This is a genomic window from Achromobacter xylosoxidans A8 (assembly GCF_000165835.1).
Lineage (GTDB): Bacteria > Pseudomonadota > Gammaproteobacteria > Burkholderiales > Burkholderiaceae_B > Achromobacter > Achromobacter xylosoxidans_B.
In genome coordinates this window covers 2513954-2532912 of sequence record NC_014640.1, presented here as the reverse complement: position 1 = coordinate 2532912, position 18959 = coordinate 2513954, and the positions used below count along the sequence as shown (strand labels likewise).

The following is an 18959-nucleotide window of genomic DNA, read 5'->3' as shown; positions in this document are numbered from 1 at the left end:
GCGCGAAGGCGGCGTCCCGATGTACGGGCGCCGTCATTTCGCATCGTGAATTGCAATTGCATCATGTGCAATTGCAATCGTATGGAGGAATCTTGATAATTGCAAGTGCAACTATCTGTCATCGATGGCCCCAGACCTGGACGCTAGCGGGACGCGGCCATCATGAATTCCACCGCGGCCCTGAGCGTGGACTCGTCCGCGGACGAACCGCCGCGCGGCGGCATTGCGCCCTTGCCCTTGAGCACGGTCGCCAGCAGCGCATCGGTGCCCTGCGCGATAAAGGGCGACCAGGCTTGCTTGTCGCCCAGCCTGGGCGCGTTGGCGACCCCGCTGGCGTGGCATACGACACAGGCGGACTTGTAGAGTTTTTCGCCGGCCGGATTGATGGCGGCCAGCGTCTCCGCGCCCGCTTGCGGGACGGGCAGGCCGGCCAACGCGGCGGCGAACGCGATTCGATAAAGCTTGGACATGGCAAGGCTCCGGAAGGGAAAAGCGTGATGGCGACGCGGACGGACGCGGGTAAGGCTGGACGCGCAAAGCGCGCCCTGCCGCTGCGCTCAGCGCGGGATCGGACCCGGCGCCTTGATCTGCTTCATCAGGTCGTCATTCCACTTGCCCTCGACCTTGATATGCCCGGCCGCGCCCAGCTCGAAGGCCTCGATCAGGTTGTGGTTCAGGTAGGCGTACACGCCGGGCTGCTTAAAGGTGTAGAGCGCCGCCCCCGCCGAGCCGCCGCGGATGAACCAGGTTTCCAAGTCCTTCTGCGGCGGGTTGGCGAACTTGCCGGTCTCCCAGACCCAGTCGCCATGGCCGCCGATCAGGTGCGGGCGCGTGTCGCGGTTGGCCTGCGAATGGATCAGCAGCACCGTCTCGCCGACCTTGGCGGTGAGCGCATTCGCGCCCGTCAACGCGCCGACCTTGCCGTTGAAGACGATGTGCGACGGCGTCAGCGTGCGCATCACTGCCACCGTGTCGCCATAGCTTTCGGCCAGTGTCGGGTAGTCCTTGTACTTGCCGTTCGCGTCTTTGGGGATGTACAGGTCGAACTCGCCTATCGTGTAGGCGCGGTCGTAGCGCAGCGGCTTGCCCTGCGGGTCCTTCAGGCCGTCGCGCGGCAGCACCATCAGCGTGCCGCTCATGCCGGCGACCACGTGCCACGGCACCATGCCTTCCGGCGCACAGTGGTAGACGAAGGTGCCGCTGCGATCCGCCTTGAAGCGCAGCGTGGCCTGCTCGCCAGGGTTGACGTTGGTGAGCTTGGCCCCGCCCAGCGCGCCGGTGGCCGCATGGAAATCCACGTTGTGCGGCATGGCGTTGGTGGCCGGGTTGACCAGGGTCAGCTCGACATAGTCGCCCTCGTGCACCACCAGGGTCGGACCGGGCATGGACCCGTTGAACGTCATGGCCTGCAAGGTCGTGCCCTTGTCGTCGATGACCATCTTCTTCTCTTCGATGGTCATCGTGAACTCGATCACCTTGGGGCCCGAGCGCGCCACCTGCTCATGCGGGTGGACCATGGGCGGGGCGACCAGCGCGACCTTGGCGCGTTCCAGCTGATCGGCGTTCTGGGCGGCTGCCGGGCCGCCCGCCATCGTTGCGATCAAAGCCATGGCAAGCAAGGTGGGGCGCAAAGCGTTCATGTGCAACTCCTCTTCCGGTTTCTGCTAAGCCGAGTCTGTCGGCAGCTCCATTGAAGGCCCGGCACCACTTGGCTTCTTTGCTGTAGCGCAAACTTCGGACCAGCCTGGAGGCCAGCTCGCATTGCCGCAGCGCAGCGACGGTGTCACCATCGGGACATGGACCCTCCACACGTATCCGAGCGGCCCCCCGCGTCGTCGCCGCTGTGCCACGCCCTGCTCCGCAATCTGGATCTGTTCAAGCCGCTGTCCGATGCGCAGCTGGACACGGCGCTACGTGGCGCGACGCCTTGCCGCCTGCAGGCCGGCGCATTCGCGTACCGTCAGGGTGCGCCCGCCGCGCACTTCTTCGTGCTGCTGCACGGTTGCCTGAAAGTGGCGCAACTGACGCCGGAAGGCGAACAGGTGGTGGTGCGCTACGTCAATCCCGGCGATATGTTCGGACTGGCTTGCGCCATGCGGCAGCCGTGCTATCCCGCCACGGTCCAGGCCGTGCAGGAAAGCGTCTGCCTGGTGTGGCCGGCCACGGTCTGGGAACGTTTCACCGCCAGCCATCCCCAGCTGGGCGCGGCCGCTCTGCAAACCATGGGGCAGCGCCTGCAGGACGCCCATGTCCGCATCCAGGAACTGTCCACCGATGAAGTCGAACAACGGGTCGCGCGCGCCATCCTGAGGCTGGTGCAGCAGTCCGGCCAACCGATGCAGGACGGCATCGGCATCGGCTTTCCCATCACCCGGCAAGACATCGCCGAAATGACTGGCACCACCCTGCACACGGTCAGCCGGCTGCTCAGCGACTGGAAGCAGCGCGGCATCGTCTCGGCCGGCCGCAAGCGCGTGGTACTGCGCTCGCCCGCCGCGCTGGCGCGGCTGGGCGAACATGCCGGACCCGCCGTGGACTGTTCGGCCTGCCTGTCCTGTCGCCACGGGTCGCCGGCCGCGGACGACGCGGCGGAACCGTCGGCCGCCCAGGCGCTGCTGGAGGCCGGCGCGTAGCGGCCGCCGGCGTGGACGGACGCTAGCTCGATTCCAGCACCAGCCGCAAGCCCAGGTTCGCGGGCGGCACGCCCACCGAACACGCCCCGCCCTTCGGGTCGCGGATGAAGTCGGGCAGATAGGCGATGTGCCTGCCGGCGGCGACGCGTATGCCGCAGTTGCGGCTTTCCCGCGCGTCCGTGCCGTTTGCGGGCGCATCATCCCGCAGCGCGTCCAGCACGTGCCGCGCATGGCAATCGTCGGTCCAATCCCACACGCTGCCCGCCATGTCCATCAAGCCTGCGCGGTTGCTGCCGAAGGCCCCGAAGGTCCGCACCGTGTCGTCGCCCTGCGCGCCGCGGCGGCTCTGCTGCTCGTATTCCGCCAGCCAGCGCTGCGCGGGGTCGGCGCCGTCCGGCAACGCCGGCAAGGCGTCCTCGCGATAGGCTTCGCCCGCGGCATAGATCCACTCCGCATAGCTGGGCAGGCGGAAGCGCTGCCCGGTGCGCGCGGAGAGCCAGGCGGCATAGGCCGAGGCGTCGGTCCAGCTGATCCCCACCGCCGGCAGGTCGGGCGCGACCGCCTGCCGCTGCGCGGGGTCCGGCGGCTTGCATCCGCCAGCGCGCACGCAAGCCGCGTACTCCGCCTGGCTGACCTGCCGCGTCATGATGGCCAGACCTTCCGGGTAGCGCGCGATGCGCGGCGCGGGCGTGGCGGGATAGCCGTTGCGCAGCGCCTCGCCCGGCGGCACATAGCTCACCTGGCCGGGCGGCAGGCGCGTGATTTCCGGCAATGCAAAACGGGCCCCTTCCTGGGGCCCGCAAGCGGTCAACAGCAATGCAACGATGACGGTCGGCAGGATACGCATGCGGCGGTGCTCCGGAATGCCCGCGCCGGTCAGGTGCGGGCTGAATTCCATTGGACCTGCTGCCGTGGCCGGCCTCTTTGCGCTGGCGCAAGGAGGCCGGCGCCTGCCAGGCCGTCCCGCGGATGCGCTCGCGCGCATCCGCGGGACGAGTTGCTAGCCGCGCGCCGCCTTGGGCTGCAGACGCGGCTCGGCCTGCGCGGGCTTGCCGCTCAAGAGGCCCAGGATCACCTGCATCACGATGGCCAGCGCGCCCAGCAGGAACACCACGTCGCCGAAGGTGCGGCCCCAGCGCAGGTTCTTCAGCAGTTCCTGCTGCATGAAGGCTTCGCTGCGGGCGTACCACATGCCTTCGCTGACGCTGGCATGGAACTGGATCAGCCCGATCGGCAGCAGACTTGTGAAGATCATCAGCGCCAGGCCCAGGTTCATGCCCCAGAACGCCAGCTTCATCAGGCCGGGGCTCAGCGCGTACTGCGGACGGATGTAGCGCAGCACCAGCAGGGTGAAGCCCAGCGCCAGGAAGCCGTACACACCGAACAGGGCCGCGTGCGCATGGACCGGCGTCGTGTTCAGGCCCTGGATGTAGTACAGCGACACCGGCGGGTTGATCATGAAGCCGAAGACGCCCGCGCCCAGCATGTTCCAGAATGCCACCGCCACGAAGCACATCAGCGGCCACTTCAGGTTGTCCATCCAGGCCGCGCGGGTCTTCAAGCGCCAGTTCTCCCAGGCCTCGTGTCCCAGCACGATAAGCGGCACCACTTCCAGCGCCGAGAAGCTGGCGCCGATGGCCATCACGGGCGTAGTGGTGCCGGCGAAGTACAGGTGATGGAAGGTGCCGGGTATGCCGCCCAGCATAAAGAGCGAAGCCGAGGCCAGGCTGGCGGTGGTGGCCATGCGGCGCGACACCAGGCCCAGCGTGGAGAAGATGAAGGCCAGCGCCGTGGTCGCGAAGACTTCGAAGAAGCCCTCGACCCACAGGTGCACGATCCACCAGCGCCAGTACTCCATCACCGTCAGGTGGGTGCGCTCGCCGTAGAAGAAGCCGGCGCCGTAAAACAGGCCGATGGCGCCGACCGAGGCGGTCAACAGCGCCAGCAGGTTCTTGTCGCCGCCCGGCGTGCGCAGCGCGGGCACGATGCCACGCAGCATCAGCACCAGCCAGAAGCAGATGCCCGCGAACTTGCCGATCTGCCACAGGCGCCCCAGGTCCACGTATTCATAGCCCTGGTGGCCCAGCCAGAAGTTCAGGTCCGGCGGCATGATCTGCGCGATCGCCAGGTAATTGCCGGTGAACGATCCGACCACCACCAGCACCAGCGCCCAGAACAGGATGTCGACGCCTACCTTCTGGAACTTCGGGTCGCGCCCGCCATTGATCAAGGGCGCCAGGAACAGGCCGGCGGCCAGGAAGCCGGTGGCGATCCAGAACAGCGCGCTCTGGATATGCCAGGTGCGCACCAGCGAATACGGGAACCACTGCGACACGTCGATGCCGTAGAACTTCTGCCCTTCGACGGTGTAGTGTGCGGTGAAGCCGCCCAGCAGCACCTGGAAGCCGAACAGCGCCACCACCAGGAACAGGTATTTGCCCAGGGCGCGCTGCGAAGGCGTCAGGGGGAAGGTGGTCAGCGGATCCTTGGCCGGCGCCGGCGGCTCGTCCTCTTCCTTGCCGCGCAGGAAGGCCCAGGCCCAGACCAGGAAGCCGATGCCCGCCAGTAGCACCACCACGCTGATGATGGACCACATGACGTTTTCGGCGCTGGGCACGTTGTCGATCAGCGGCTCATGCGGCCAGTTGTTGGTGTAGGTGACGTTCTTGCCTTCGCGCTCGGTCGCCGCCGCCCACGCCGTCCAGAAGAAGAAGTGCGTGAGCTGGGTGCGGCGCGCGGCGTCCGGCAAGGTGTTTTCCTTCATCGCGAAATTCTCGCGGCTGCGGTGCAGCGCGGGCGCGTCGGAAAACAGCTGGCCGTAGTAGGCGGCCGTCTGCGCCATGGCACGCGCGCGCCGCGGGCTCACCGTCAGCGTATCGGTCGCGGCATCACTGCGGTTGGCGCGGTACTCGGCCTTCAGGTCGGCGCGCAGCGCGGCCTGGGCGCGCGCGTCCAGCTGCGCATAGTCCTGGCCGTGCTGTTCGCGCGCGGCCAGGTCCAGCCAGGCCGTCAGCTCGCGGTGCAGCCAGTCGGCCGTCCAGTCCGGCGCCTGGTAGGCGCCATGCCCCCAGACGGAGCCGAGCTGCATGCCGCCGACCGATTGCCAGGCCGTCTGACCGTCCAGGATGTCGTCGCGGCCGAACAGCGGTTTGCCGTCGGCCGTCACGACCTGGCCGGGTATCGGCGGCGCCTGGCGATAGACCTCGCCGCCGTAGAAGCCCAGCAATGCGAACGTGACCGCCAATACGGCGATCAAGGTGAACCATAATTTCCGATACGGACCCATGATGGGAACGCCCTCCAGTGTTGCGGTTTTGGGGTACGTACCCTTATGCGAATTTCGTGCCAGGAAAATTCCCATTCAAATCATGGCGTTGTATTTCAGCGGGTGGATTTGACCACCGCAATCAAGGGTATAAATAACTGCAACAGGGTTATTTGGACCCTTCTTGATGCTCTGCGGACGGCCCCGCCCTCTTACAATCAGCCGCTGCATTCCCACCTCTTTCAAAGGAATCGACCGCATGGCCAGGGGCAAGCCCGATGCGTGGAGCCTCTTCCTGACCGCGCATGCGCTGGTGGTGGAAGAAATCGAAAAGCGCCTGTCGGCCGCCGGCCTGCCGCCGCTGGCCTGGTATGACGCGCTGTGGGCGCTGGAGCGCGCGCCCGAGGGCACGGCCAGGATGTTCGAGATCGCCGAGCGCATGGTGATCGCGCGCTACAACCTGACCCGCCTGATGGACCGCCTCGAGGCCGAGGGCCTGGTCGAACGTTTCCGCTCGGACCAGGACCGCCGCGCCACCTACGCCCGCCTCACGCCCAAGGGGCGCGCGCTGCGCCACGAGATGTGGCAGGTCTACGGTCCCGCTGTCGACGAGCTGTTCCTGTCGCGGCTGCCGCAGGCGCAGCAGGACGCCATGGCGGCAAGCTTTCTCGACATCGCCCGCCACGTGCGCGCATCCAGCAAGGAGTCCGCCGAATGAATGGCACGCCCCTGCACATCGGCATCGTCGCCTGCTCCGCCGAAGGCGCCGCGCTTTGCTATCGCACCCTGTGCGCGGAAGGCGCCGAACGCCTGGGGCCGCACGCGCACCCGGAGATTTCGCTGCACACGCATTCGCTGGCGGACTACGTCGCCTGCCTGGACCGGACCGACCTGGCCGGCGTGGGCGCGCTGATGCTGTCCTCGGCCGGCAAGTTGGCGCGCGCCGGCGCGGATTTCCTGATCTGTCCGGACAACACCATCCACCAAGCGCTGGCGCATGTGCTGCCGCAATCGCCCCTGCCCTGGCTGCATATCGCCGAGGAAGTCGCGGCCGAGGCCCAGGCGCGCGGCTATCGCCGCATCGGTATCCTGGGCACGCGCTGGCTGGTGGACAGCAGCGTCTATCCGGATCAGCTGGAAGCGCACGGCTTGCAATGGCTGCGGCCGTCCGAAGAAGACCGCGACACCCTGGCCCGCGTCATCATGGACGAGCTGGTGCTTGGCGTGTTCAAGCCGGAATCCGTGGCCCGGCTGCAAGCCGTGATCGAACGCCTGCGCCACGCCGGCTGCGATGCCGTGGTGCTGGGCTGCACCGAACTGCCGCTGGTGCTGAACGATGGCAACGCCGCCCTGCCGACGCTGGATTCGACCCGCATCCTGGCGCGCGCGGCGCTGGTCCGCGCCTTGCGCCGCGCCTGATCCGACGCCCTCAGAGCTGGTCCAGGCCGTACTGGCGCAGACGGTCCAGGTCCAGCACCTTGATCTGGTTGTAGGCCAGCGCCAGAATGTCCTGGTCCGCCAGCGTCTGCAGCGCCTGGTTGACCCGCTGGCGCGACAGGCCCGTCAGATAGCCTAGTTCTTCCTGCGAAATCGCCAGCGTCAGATCGGTGGACGGATACAGCTGCGGATTGAACAGCTGCGCCAGCGACTGCGCCACGCGCGCGTCCGCATCCAGCAAACGGTGGTTCTGGATCGAGGCGATGAACTCGCCCATGCGGTTGTTCAACTGGCCGATGACGAAATGCGAAAACGGCAGGCTGGCCGACAACAGCGCATGGAAGGTGGCCGTAGGCACCTGCAACACCAGCGACGGCTGGATCGCCACCACGTCGTACTTGCGCAGCTCGCGCTTGATCACACTGCCCTCGCCAAACCAGCCGCCCGGCGGCACGCCCGAAAACGTACAGCTGCGGCCCGACTCGTTGTAGATGGCCAGCTTCAACAGGCCCGAATGCACCCCCAGCCAATAGTCCGAGGGCGCGTTGCGCCGCGCGATCCAGGCGCCGTTGGCCACGTGTTCGGCGCGCGACGTCGCGAGCACCAGGTCCTGGTGGCGGGCCTCCAGTGCAGCGAACCAGGCGCACGCCTCGAACAGGCTGGCCAGTTCCGCAGCGGAAACGATGTTTGAAACGTCGGACATGGGAATAACTGTGTAAAACTTGGGAAAGCCAGGTTGGCCGCCGGTCTGTCATGCAGGTGACAGACAGTATTTTCGGCGGCCCTCTAAGCTAGGGCAAGCGACGGGGATCAAACGCCCCGCAGATGGATAAGGGACGCCTGCGCGTCCCAACTGGAGACAAGCATGAGCGGTATGTTCGACCGCGGCCTTGCGCGCCGCGACGCCAACTACGAAGCCCTGACCCCGGTGGATTTCATCGCCCGCGCGGCGCAGGTCTACGGCCAGCGGCTGGCCATCGTCCACGGCAAGGTGCGGCGCAACTGGGCCCAGACCTACGAGCGCGCCCAGCGCCTGGCCGGCGCGCTGGCGCAAGCCGGCATCAAGCGCGGCGACACCGTGGCCGTGATGCTGCCCAACATTCCCGCCATGGTCGAAGCCCATTTCGGCGTGCCCATGCTGGGCGCCGTGCTCAACACCCTGAACACCCGCCTGGACACGCCCAGCGTGCTGTTCATGCTGGGCCACGGCGAAGCGCAGGCGCTGATCGTGGACACCGAGTACGCCGAGCTCGCCCAGCGCGCGCGGGCCGAGTTCCCGCAACTCAAGCTCATCTCGGTGCACGACCTGGACACCGCTGCCGCCGAACTGCCCGGCGCGGTCGATTACGAAGCCTTCCTGGCCGGCGCCCCCGCCTGCTACGACTGGAAGCCGCCTGCCGACGAATGGGACGCCATCGCGCTGAACTACACCTCCGGCACCACCGGCGATCCCAAGGGCGTGGTCTACCACTACCGCGGCGCCTACCTCAACGCCATCAGCAACATCCTTGAATGGGACATGCCCAAGCATCCGGTCTATCTGTGGACGCTGCCGCTGTTCCACTGCAACGGCTGGTGTTTCGCCTGGACCATCGCCGCGCGCGCCGGGGTCAACGTCTGCCTGCGCAAGTTCGATCCGCAGACCGTGTTCGACCTGATCCGCAATGAAGGCGTCACCCACTATTGCGGCGCGCCCATCGTGCAGAGCGCGCTGGCCAACGCGCCGGCCGAGATGCGCGCCGGCATCGACCACACCGTGCGCACCATGGTGGCGGGCGCCGCGCCCGCGCCTGCCGTCATCGCCAAGATGCGCGACATCGGCTTTGAACTGACCCATGTGTACGGCCTGACCGAAGTCTACGGACCCGCAGCCGTGTGCGCCCGCCAGGAAGCCTGGGACGCGCTGGACGAGGAAGAGCGCGCGCTGCGCAATGCGCGCCAGGGCGTGCGCTACCACCTGCAGGCCGGCGTGTCCGTGCGCAATCCCGACACCATGGAAGAGGTGCCGGCCGACGAGCAGACCGTGGGCGAGGTCATGTTCCGCGGCAACATCTGCATGAAGGGCTACTTGAAGAACGAACGCGCCACCGATCAGGCCTTTGCCGGCGGCTGGTTCCGCACCGGCGACCTGGGCGTGATGACGGCCGACGGCTATGTCCGGATCAAGGACCGCAGCAAGGACATCATCATTTCCGGCGGCGAGAACATCTCCAGCATCGAAGTGGAAGACGCGCTCTATCGCCACCCTGCCGTGGCGGCGGTGGCCGTGGTGGCCATGCCCGATCCCAAGTGGGGTGAAACCCCCTGCGCCTTCGTCGAGCTCAAGCCCGGCTGCAGCGCCACCGCCGAAGAGATCATCGCGCACTGCAAGCTGCTGCTGCCCGGCTTCAAGGTGCCGCGCGCGGTGCGCTTCGGCGAGCTGCCCAAGACCTCCACCGGCAAGATCCAGAAATTCGAACTGCGCGCCGCCGTCGGCGCGACCCAGGCCATCGACGTGGCCGGCCCCGGCAAGGCCGGCTGAATCCCTCGTCCCCATCCCATCCAGGAGCTCCGACGCCATGACGTACCAAGCCCCCGTGAAAGACATGCTGTTCGTGCTGAACCATCTTGCCGGCCTGCCGCAAGTCGCCGCGCTGCCCGGTTTCGAGGAAGCCACGCCCGACACCACCCAGGCCGTGCTGGAGGAATCCGCCCGCTACACCGCCGACGTGCTGGCCCCGCTGAACCACCCCGCCGACCGCGAGCCCAGTTCCTGGCGCGATGGCGCCGTCACCACCTCGCCGGGCTTCAAGCAGGCGTTCAACCTGTACGCCGAAGCCGGCTGGCAGGGCATGACGCATCCGGTGGAATACGGCGGCCAGGGCCTGCCGGGCCTGATCGGCTCGCCCTGCTCCGAAATGCTGAACGCCGCCAATCTGTCGTTCGCGCTATGCCCGCTGCTGACCAACGGCGCGATCGAGGCGCTGCTGACTGCCGGTTCGCCTGAACTGAAGCAGCGCTTCATCGAGCCCATGATTTCCGGACGCTGGACCGGCACCATGAACCTGACCGAGCCGCAGGCGGGCTCGGACCTGGCCATGGTGCGTTCGCGCGCGCAGCCCGTGGGCGACGGCACCTACCGCATCTCCGGCACCAAGATCTTCATCACCTACGGCGAGCACGACCTGGCCGAGAACATCCTGCACCTGGTGCTGGCGCGCCTGCCCGACGCGCCCGAAGGCGTCAAAGGCATTTCGCTGTTCCTGGTGCCCAAGTTCCTGGTGAACGAAGACGGCACGCTGGGCGCGCGCAACGACGTCCATTGCGTGTCGATCGAGCACAAGCTGGGCATCAAGGCCAGCCCCACCTGCACGCTGCAGTTCGGCGACGCGGGCGGCGCGCTGGGCTACCTGGTGGGCCAGGAGAACCGCGGCCTGGACGCCATGTTCATCATGATGAATGCCGCCCGCTACGCCGTGGGCGTGCAGGGCGTCGCCGTCGCCGACCGCGCCCACCAGCACGCGCTGGCCTATGCCGCCGAGCGCGTGCAGAGCCGCCCGGTGGACGGCTCCTCCAAGGACGCCGTGCCCATCATCCAGCACCCCGACGTGCGCCGCATGCTGGGTACGATGCGCGCGCTGACCGAGGCCGGCCGCGCGCTGGCCTACTACACTGCGGGCCATGCCGACCAGGCGCACGCCAACCCCGACGCCGAGGCCCGCAAGCGCCACCTGGCGGTGCAGGAATACCTGGTGCCCATCGTCAAGGGCTGGTGCACCGAGATGTCCATCGACGTGGCCAGCCTGGGCGTGCAGGTACACGGCGGCATGGGCTTCATCGAGGAAACCGGGGCGGCGCAGTACTACCGCGACGCGCGCATCCTGACGATCTACGAAGGCACCACGGCGATCCAGGCCAATGACCTGGTGGGCCGCAAGACCCTGCGCGACGGTGGCGCGGTTGCCCGCGCTCTGCTCGCGGAAGTCGGCAAGACCGAAGCGGCGCTGGAAGCCCGCAGCGAACCGGCCGCCCGTCTGATGCTGACGCCTTTGCGCCAGGCCCGCGCGGCCCTGGCCGACGCCATCGACTTCGTGCTGGCCAACGCCGCCAGCCGCCCCAACGCCGTATTTGCCGCGGCCGTGCCGTATCTGCTGCTGGCGGGCACCACCTTTGCCGGCTGGCAGATGGCGCGCGCGCTGCTGGCCAGCCTGGACCTGCGCCAGGAAGACCCGGCCTTCCACGACGCCAAGATCGCCACCGCGCAATGCTACGCGTTGCATAAGCTGAGCCAGGCGCCTGGGCTTGCGGCGGTGGTGCTGGGATCTGGGGAGTATGAAGTGCAGCCGTAGCTGTTTGTGGTGCATTACGGGCCCTTCATGCGTGAGGGTCTCGTCTGAGCTCTCGTTGGGGATTGGCTTCGGAGTCGCGTTCCAGTGCTTCGTAGGCCGCACGCCGGCGCGGGCGCCTGAGTGGCGGGCGCCCACGATTGCGGTCCGGAGCGTTCGCTCCGGACTTCCCCTTCGTCATCCTCGTTGCCGCCTGCGGCGGCTGCCTTCGGATTCCCTCGGGCGCATCGAGGTTGCCCGCCACTCAGGCGCCCGCGCCGACGAGCTACTTGAATCTTCGCTTGGAGCGCTGCTGCAGCCGTGGTCAGGGACGATGCTTGGGCTGCCCGTCATTATCGGCCGCGCGGGCGGCCGATAATGACATACGTGATCTCTTGAATTTCTATTGTGTTCGCTTACGCGAATGCGATGACTGATTTGTTATTGCTCCCCAGCTCATGGGGGAATAGGCGGTGATGGGTGGCGCGCGGCGAATAGCCGCTTGCGCATGCAGATCCGGACGCGCGCCACCCATCCGGCACCCGCGTTGAAATGACGATTGCTGGCGACCCGTGCCTTTCGCCATCGCCCCGACCGCAGCGCCTAACCAAATTCAGACCCACATCTGCTGCACGCGTTACCACGAGAACGCCCCCACCACCAGCGCGCAGCGCCATCGCGCGACGCAAGACGCCGCGTAAGCCCCAAGAGGCCGCCCGGGCGGCCGGCCTGGGGCGGGCCCCGCAAGACACGCCAACACCCCACCGACCGTGGCCAAAACGCCAAGCACACCACCCGCCCCAGCGGCCGTGAAGATTCAACCAGCGAGCCCACGACGCGACAGGCGTCTAAAGAACCCCACGACAAGCATCCTAAGAACCAACAGCCAAACGCTCACCACGCGGCAACGTCACCGCCCAGAACGCCAGCGCCACAACACTGATACCCGCCCCCAACAAGCACACCCCCAACCAGCCCGCCTGAGCATAAACCGCAGTCGAAGCGATAGACCCCAACCCGCTCCCCACCGCGTAGAACATCATGTAGCCCCCGACCAATCGACTATGCGCCTGCGGATTCACGCTGAAGATCATGGTCTGGTTAGTCACGTGCAGCGCCTGCAAAGCGATATCCAGGACCAGCACGCCCAACGCCAGCAGCCACAGGCTCTGATCCAGAAAGGCGATCGGCACCCAGGCCAGGCATAGCAGCGTCAACCCCACGGCCGTGGTCCGCTCGCCCTGCCCGCTGTCCGCCAGCCGGCCGGCGCGCGCCGCCATCAGCACGCCCGCCACACCCACCAGCCCGAACGCGCCCACCGCGCTGTGCGTGAGGGAATGCGGCGGCGCGCTCAGGGGCAGCACCAGCGCGGTCCAGAAGGCGCTGAAGGCGGCGAACATCAGCAGCGCGATCATGCCGCGCACGCGCAGTACGCGCTCGGTGGCCAGCAGGCCGTAGAGCGAGCGCAGCAAAGCCCAATAGCCCATCTCCACCGCGGGCAGCCGGCGTTGCGGCAGGCGCCGCGCCAGCACCACGGCCAGCACGGCGGCCAGCGCCGCCGACACTACGTAGACCGCGCGCCAGCCCCACAGGTCCGCCACGGCCCCGGCCAGCGTGCGCGCCAGCAGCAGGCCGATCACTACCCCGCCCTGCGCCGCGCCGACCACGCGGCCGCGCTCGCCCGGCGCGGCCAGCGCCGCGGACAGGGCCAGAAGACCCTGCGTCATCGCGGTCCCCAAGAGGCCCAGCGCCACCATGCCCATCAGCAACCAGGGCGTACCGGCCGACAGCGCCACCGCCACCAAAGACAGCACCAGCAATGCCAATTGCCCCAGCATCAGGCGCCGCCGGTCCAGCAGGTCGCCCAGCGGCACCACCAACAGCAGCGCCAGCGCGCAGCCCAACTGCGTGGCCGTGACCACGATGCCCACCGCGCCTTCGGCGATACCGAACTCGCGGCCGATGGCGTCCAGCAGGGGCTGGGCGTAATACACGTTCGCCACGCTCAGGGCGCAGGCGACCGCCAGCAGCATCACCAACGATCTGGGCATCGGGCCAGGGGATGCGGGGTCGGCGGGTTCTGATCGAGCAGGCATGTCTTTCTCCAACTTGGTTGCGTTATAAAACCAGAATAGTAGGTTTGAAGGTTTTATAATGCAACCGAAATTTCGACAAAACAGCCGTTGCCACCCATTGCCGTCATTCCCCTCAGCGAGGATCCGATATGGTCAAACGCACTAGTCTCGAAGGCGCCGCCTGCCCGGTGGCACGCTCCCTGGACGCGATCGGCGACTGGTGGTCGCTGCTGATCGTGCGCGACGCCTTCGATGGATTACGGCGTTTCGGCGAGCTGCAGAAAAGCCTGGGCGTGGCCAAGAACATCCTCAGCGACCGGCTGCGCACGCTGGTGGCGCATGGCATCCTGGAAGTGGCGCCGGCCTCGGATGGCAGCGCCTACCAGGAATACGTGCTGACGGACAAAGGCCGGGCGCTCTTCCCGGTGATCGTGGGCTTGCGCCAATGGGGCGAAGAGCACTACTACGGCGCCGCCGAACCCCACTCGACGCTGATAGACCGCAAGCGCGGCCAGCCGGTGCGCAAGCTGGAAATCCGGGCGCAGGACGGCCGCCTGCTCGGCCCGGACGACGCCGTGGTGCAGAAGACCGCTCTGGCGGGCTAGGTCCGGCCTATGCACCCCTCGCTGCTGACGGCCACTGCCCGGTCGCCAGCGCGGTCGGCGAATAGGAATCGAAGCGCCAGCGCAAGGCCAGCGCCCCGGGCCGGCGGACTACCCGGCGCGCATGCACCCGCCACAGCCGTTCGGCGCCATCGAACTGCGCGATCTCCGGGCTGTCCAGCACCACTTCGGCCGCGCCGCTCAGTTGCAGCACGTCGCCGCGCTCGAAATCGATGAACAGCAGCCCGGCGCGCGGGTTGAGCACCATGTTGCCCAAGGTGTTGAAGAAGCGGTTGCCGGAAAAATCGGGAATGGTCAGCACGTCGCCATCCACCCGCACGAATCCCGGCTTGCCGCCCCGATGCGAGACATCGACCCTGCGGCCGCCCTCGTCCGCATAGGTCGCCACGAAAAACGTGTCGGACCGGGCGATCAGCGCCCGCGCCGCATCGTCCAGCCCGCCGCGTTCTTGCGGCGTGCCGGGAAAACGCAAGGCGGGCGACCGCGAAAACTGGAACTCGCGCGCCTGGATGTACTGCGGGCAGTTGCCGAAGGACTGCGTCACCGCCACCTCGAAACGCTTGCCGTCCCAGGCCGCGATGCGGCCGTTGGCGCGGTTGCGCCGGCGCGTGTGCAGTTCGATGCCCAGCAGGCCCAGCTGCCGGTCCGGCCTCATGCCGGCCAGCAGCGGGTCGTCGGCGTCCGGCACCGCGGACACGCGCAGGCTGCGCGGATCGGGCGAGGTCACGAAACCCGGCAGGCCTTCCAGCACGCCGGCCCAGGGATCGCCCTGGCCGTCCACCGCGCCCGCCACCACAAAGGGCAATTGCTGGAAAAAAATGCGGTGCTGGTCCGGCATGTAATCGCGGATGACTTTGGGTCCCGCCACTGCCATGCGTTCGGCGACGCCCGCCTGTTGTTGCAGCAGGCGTTCACCCGCATGCCACGGTGACGGCGGGACGGCGACAGGTTCTGCGATGGCCATGGCATTCTCCTTGCGCGGCGCGCGCCCTCAGGCAGCCAGCAGGCCCACGGGCGACTTGGGCATGGGCACGAAGCGCGGCAGGCTTTCGATGCGGCGCAGCCAGGCGCGCACGTGAGGATAGGCTTCCAGCGACACATTACCTTCCGGCGCGTGCGCCACGTAGGCATAACAAGCCACATCCGCGATGGTGGGCGCCGCCCCCGCCAGGAAATCGCGCGCCGTCAGTTCGCCGTCCATGACCTGCAGCAAGGCATGCGCGCGGGCCAACGTGCTGTCCACGTCATGGGACGCGCCGAACAGCACCACCAGGCGCGCCGCATTCGGACCGTTCACCAGTTGCCCCGAGGCCACCGACAACCAGCGCTGTACCGCTGCCGCGCCGGCGGGATCCTCCGGCAGCCAGGCCTGGCCGTTGTAGCGCTTGGCCAGATAGACCAGGATCGCGGTGGAATCGGCCACCACGACGCCGTTGTCGTCGATGACCGGCACCTGGCCAAAGGAATTGAGGGCCAGGAATGCGGGGCGCTTGTGCTCGCCGCCGCGCAGGTCCACATCCACCTTGCGGTGCGGCACCTCCAGCAGGGACAGCATCAGGGCGACGCGATGGGCGTGGCCGGACAGGGGGAAGCTGTAGAACGTCAGCGCAGAGGTCTGGGCGGTTTGCATGAGTGGGCTCCAAGTCGGATACAGGTTCCATCTTGGACCGGCGCCGGCCGCGCGTGAACGGCCAGCGTCTGCAAGACACTCTTGCTTCGGATGAAAGAAACGGGGCGTGGCCCTGTCCCTCCATGCGCTCCTGCGGGCGCAGCCGCGGGCTGGGGCGCTACGCGGGCAGCGCCGCCAGGTCGCGGCGCAAGGCCTCGACGCAGAATTCGACGAAGCTGCGCACCTTGGCGGAGCTCTTGCGGCCTTCCGGATACACCAGGTGCACGGGCAGCGGCGGCAGCTCGAAATCCCGCAGCACCACCTCCAGGGCGCCGCTGGCCAGGTGCCGCGCCACCTGGTAGGACACCACCTGCGTCAGGCCCCAGCCCTCGCACGCCGCCAGCACCGCCGCCTGGAACGAGGTGACCGTCAGCTGCGAATCGACGCGCAGGTTCCTGGGCTGGCCGTCCTGCTGGAAGCGCCATTGCGGCGTGCGCCCCTCCATGGCCGCGGTGACCGTACAAAAGCGCGCCAGCGACTCCAGGTCCTGCGGCACGCCATGTTCGCGCAGGAAGGCGGGCGCGGCGCAGACCACGCGACGCACCTGCCCCACCGGCACCGCCGTCAGCGTGGAATCCGGCAAGGCGCCGATGCGCACCGCCACGTCCACGCGCTCGTCCAGCAGGTTCACCACGCGGTCCACCAGCAGCGTGCGCACCGAGACCTCGCGGTGCACGCGCAGATAGCCCAGCACGGCCGGCATCACGTGCAATTCGCCGAAGAACGCGGGCGCGGTGATGCTGAGCGCGCCGCGCGGCGCGGCCATGGCGCCGGCGACGGCATCGTCGGCCTGCTCCACCTCATCGAGGATGCGGCGGCAGTCGTCGGCATAGCGCTGGCCGGCCTCGGTCAAACGCAGGCTGCGCGTGGTGCGCACCAGCAGCAAGGCGCCCAGCCGCCGCTCCAGCGCCGAAACGCTGCGCGTGACGGTGGGCGCCGACATTTCCAGGCGCCGCGCCGCCGCGGCGAAACTCTGTGCCTCGGCCACCGCCAGGAACACGCTCATTTCATGGAATCGATTCACGCCTGGCGGCCTCCGCGCTGATTGTCGGGAGAGAGTAGAAGCGCACGCAGGGGCGCGTCAATCCTCTCTCCGGCCTTGCGCACAAGCGTGCAAGGCCGCCGGATTCAGGCCAGCCTGCGCGCGCGCTCCCCGATGAAGCCCAGCAATTCCAGCGCGCGACGCGCCGCCCGCGCCGCGCCGTCCATGTCGCCTCGCACGTACAGCGGACGAAGCTCCTCGATCTCCTCCAGCGCCTCGATCAGTTCCGGCGCCGCAAGTCGGTACTTGCGCAGGACGCTGACCATGCACATGGAAGCGTGCACCATGTCCTCGGACGCCTCGCTGACGCCCGCTTGGTGCAAGGCGAAGTTGATCCAATGCGTGCCCGCCAGCATGGCCGCCTCGATCCGGATCTCCCAGTCCTCGTCGCCCAACCGGGCCAGCGAGGCTTCGATGCGCTCCGCCTTGTCGCGGTGAAGTTCCGCAATCATGGGCGCACCTCCGGACGGACCAGAGTCCGGTAAACGGAGATGGCCTGCGACATCGCGTCCTGGCAATCATCGACGATGGCCTGGGTCGGCTTGCGGTCGCCGCGCAGGCAGGGGTCGCGATGTTCCTCCAATGCGTGCAAGGCGGCCTCCAGGCGCTGGACAGGCTGCGGCAGGTCACCGGCAATGGCGGGCCAGCCCACGTGGCTTACGTCGCCGGGGCCACGCAGTTCCCTGCGCCAGCCGCCGTCCGCCTGCGGCACCACATGCACGCCAGGAATGGTGGAAAAAGCGCGGTCCTCGCTGGTGAGGCCTGCGGCGTGCAGCGATGCGTTCCAGATATTGGTGCCCGCGGTAAGACAGGTCCAGTACCAGAGCTCGAAATCCCGCAAGGGATCGAGCCGTTCGCGCAGCCGCAACAGACGGCCTATCTTGTCTGCATGGGAGGATATCTGCATGGCGCTTTACTCGGCCTTGATGTTTCCGTCCACCACGATCTTGCGCCAGGCGGCAAGGTCTTGCGTGATGGTCTGGGCGAACGCCTGGCGGCTGACGGCAGCGGATGGCGGCACGTTGGCCTGGCGCAGCGCATCCAGGAACGCCGGCTGTTCCAGTTCATGATTGATGGCCGCATGCAGGCGCTCCAGCACCTCGGGCGGCGTGTTCCTGGGCGCAAAAACACCCTGCCAGCCCGCAGCGGTAAAGGGATAGCCCTGTTCCGACAACACCTGCACGTCCGGCAGCCTGGGACTGCGCACGGTGCCCGTGAGCGCGATACCGCGCAGCTTGCCCTGCTCGATGAAACCCAGGGGAGACACCACGTCGACCCAGCCCACGGGAATCTCGCCCGACACGATGTTCGTCAGCAGCGCGGGCGTGGTCTTGTAGGGTACGTGGTTGATGCTCAGCCCCGCGCGCTGCTTGATCCACTCCATGGTCAGGTGTCCGTTGGACCCCATGCCCCAACTGCCGTAGGACTGGTACTTGCCTGGCTCGCGGCGCAACAGATCCACCAGCTCGGGCAAGGTCCTGGCCGGCACCGAAGCATGCGCCACCAGCAGCACGCCTCCCACGGAAGACAGCGCAACGGGTTCCAGGTCGCGCAGGGTCTGCACTGGCAAGGCCGGATTCAGCGCTTCGGCCATCACCATCGACGAAGCCGTGCTGTGCAGGATGGTGTAGCCGTCGGGCACGGCATTCTTGACCGCGGACGAGCCAATCAAGCCGTTCGCGCCCGGGCGGTTCTCTATGACGAAAGGCTGGCCCAGCGTGTCGTTCAGCCGTGCGTACAGCTGCCGGGCCAGCGTGTCCAACACTCCGCCCGCGCCGCCCGGCACGATTACCTTGACGGGTCGCGCCGGCCAATCGCCGCCGCCCTGCGCCAACACCAGACGGCTCGCCAGCGACGCCGCCGCGCCCAGCAAGAGTTCCCTACGGGTCAATGAGATCGTCATGTTTTCAT

Annotated in this window: 18 protein-coding genes; 6 read left to right on the top strand and 12 right to left on the bottom strand. The window is 67.7% G+C overall.

From position 1 onward, the window contains the following. Positions 1-143: 143 nt before the first annotated feature. Positions 144-470 carry a c-type cytochrome gene (locus tag AXYL_RS11880; RefSeq protein ID WP_013393032.1) on the bottom strand — a complete coding sequence of 109 codons (327 nt, stop codon included), beginning with the start codon at positions 468-470 and terminating at the stop codon, positions 144-146. 87 nt (positions 471-557) lie between these two features. Next, positions 558-1640: a copper-containing nitrite reductase gene (gene nirK / locus AXYL_RS11875; RefSeq protein ID WP_013393031.1), complete on the bottom strand. Its 1083-nt coding sequence runs from the start codon at positions 1638-1640 to the stop codon at positions 558-560. A 156-nt stretch (positions 1641-1796) separates the two neighbouring features. On the opposite strand from nirK, the gene AXYL_RS11870 reads away from it, so the two are divergent. Continuing rightward, positions 1797-2633: a Crp/Fnr family transcriptional regulator gene (locus tag AXYL_RS11870; protein WP_013393030.1), complete on the top strand. Its 837-nt coding sequence runs from the start codon at positions 1797-1799 to the stop codon at positions 2631-2633. Positions 2634-2655: 22 nt separating this feature from the next. Here the strand turns inward: AXYL_RS11870 and AXYL_RS11865 are convergent, their stop codons facing one another. Both AXYL_RS11865 and AXYL_RS11860 read right to left on the bottom strand, forming a co-directional pair. After that, the gene (locus AXYL_RS11865) at positions 2656-3531 is read right to left on the bottom strand and encodes a formylglycine-generating enzyme family protein (protein ID WP_013393029.1); all 876 of its coding nucleotides are present in this window, start codon (positions 3529-3531) and stop codon (positions 2656-2658) included. A gap of 102 nt (positions 3532-3633) precedes the next feature. Continuing rightward, positions 3634-5919, bottom strand: coding sequence for a nitric-oxide reductase large subunit (locus AXYL_RS11860; RefSeq protein WP_013393028.1), 2286 nt, complete (start codon positions 5917-5919; stop codon positions 3634-3636). Positions 5920-6157: 238 nt separating this feature from the next. Here AXYL_RS11860 and AXYL_RS11855 point away from each other — a divergent pair, with 238 nt between their 5' ends. Continuing rightward, entirely contained in the window at positions 6158-6616 is a 459-nt protein-coding gene (locus tag AXYL_RS11855) for a MarR family winged helix-turn-helix transcriptional regulator (protein ID WP_013393027.1), read from the top strand. Further along, a complete protein-coding gene (locus tag AXYL_RS11850; RefSeq protein WP_013393026.1) occupies positions 6613-7317 on the top strand; it encodes an aspartate/glutamate racemase family protein in 705 nt (234 codons plus the stop codon). The genes AXYL_RS11855 and AXYL_RS11850 overlap by 4 nt, the downstream gene beginning before the upstream one ends. Positions 7318-7327: 10 nt before the next feature. Here AXYL_RS11850 and AXYL_RS11845 read toward each other — a convergent pair whose 3' ends face one another. Next, positions 7328-8038, bottom strand: coding sequence for a Crp/Fnr family transcriptional regulator (locus tag AXYL_RS11845; protein WP_013393025.1), 711 nt, complete (start codon positions 8036-8038; stop codon positions 7328-7330). Between the two features lie 162 nt (positions 8039-8200). On the opposite strand from AXYL_RS11845, the gene AXYL_RS11840 reads away from it, so the two are divergent. Further along, positions 8201-9856: an acyl-CoA synthetase gene (locus AXYL_RS11840; protein ID WP_041653312.1), complete on the top strand. Its 1656-nt coding sequence runs from the start codon at positions 8201-8203 to the stop codon at positions 9854-9856. 37 nt (positions 9857-9893) lie between these two features. Then, positions 9894-11663, top strand: a complete 1770-nt coding sequence (locus tag AXYL_RS11835) for an acyl-CoA dehydrogenase (RefSeq protein WP_013393023.1) — start codon at positions 9894-9896, stop codon at positions 11661-11663. Positions 11664-12511: 848 nt separating this feature from the next. Here the strand turns inward: AXYL_RS11835 and AXYL_RS11830 are convergent. Continuing rightward, positions 12512-13735 (bottom strand): MFS transporter, encoded by a 1224-nt coding sequence (locus AXYL_RS11830; protein WP_013393022.1) that lies wholly within the window; start codon positions 13733-13735, stop codon positions 12512-12514. 128 nt (positions 13736-13863) lie between these two features. On the opposite strand from AXYL_RS11830, the gene AXYL_RS11825 reads away from it, so the two are divergent. Beyond that, a complete protein-coding gene (locus AXYL_RS11825; RefSeq protein WP_013393021.1) occupies positions 13864-14319 on the top strand; it encodes a winged helix-turn-helix transcriptional regulator in 456 nt (151 codons plus the stop codon). A gap of 7 nt (positions 14320-14326) precedes the next feature. Here the strand turns inward: AXYL_RS11825 and AXYL_RS11820 are convergent, their stop codons facing one another. From AXYL_RS11820 to AXYL_RS11795, 6 genes are all read right to left on the bottom strand, one after another. Next, on the bottom strand, positions 14327-15301 hold the full coding sequence (locus AXYL_RS11820; RefSeq protein ID WP_013393020.1) for a pyridoxamine 5'-phosphate oxidase family protein: 975 nt from the start codon (positions 15299-15301) through the stop codon (positions 14327-14329). A 27-nt stretch (positions 15302-15328) separates the two neighbouring features. After that, the gene (locus tag AXYL_RS11815; RefSeq protein ID WP_013393019.1) at positions 15329-15967 is read right to left on the bottom strand and encodes a glutathione S-transferase family protein; all 639 of its coding nucleotides are present in this window, start codon (positions 15965-15967) and stop codon (positions 15329-15331) included. Positions 15968-16124: 157 nt separating this feature from the next. Then, complete coding sequence (locus AXYL_RS11810) at positions 16125-17030, bottom strand: LysR family transcriptional regulator (RefSeq protein WP_013393018.1); 906 nt, start codon at positions 17028-17030, stop codon at positions 16125-16127. A gap of 104 nt (positions 17031-17134) precedes the next feature. Further along, a complete protein-coding gene (locus AXYL_RS11805; protein WP_013393017.1) occupies positions 17135-17500 on the bottom strand; it encodes a hypothetical protein in 366 nt (121 codons plus the stop codon). After that, entirely contained in the window at positions 17497-17955 is a 459-nt protein-coding gene (locus tag AXYL_RS11800; RefSeq protein ID WP_013393016.1) for a hypothetical protein, read from the bottom strand. The genes AXYL_RS11805 and AXYL_RS11800 overlap by 4 nt, the downstream gene beginning before the upstream one ends. Before the next feature lie 6 nt (positions 17956-17961). Continuing rightward, positions 17962-18951 (bottom strand): Bug family tripartite tricarboxylate transporter substrate binding protein, encoded by a 990-nt coding sequence (locus tag AXYL_RS11795; RefSeq protein WP_013393015.1) that lies wholly within the window; start codon positions 18949-18951, stop codon positions 17962-17964. Positions 18952-18959: the final 8 nt, after the last annotated feature.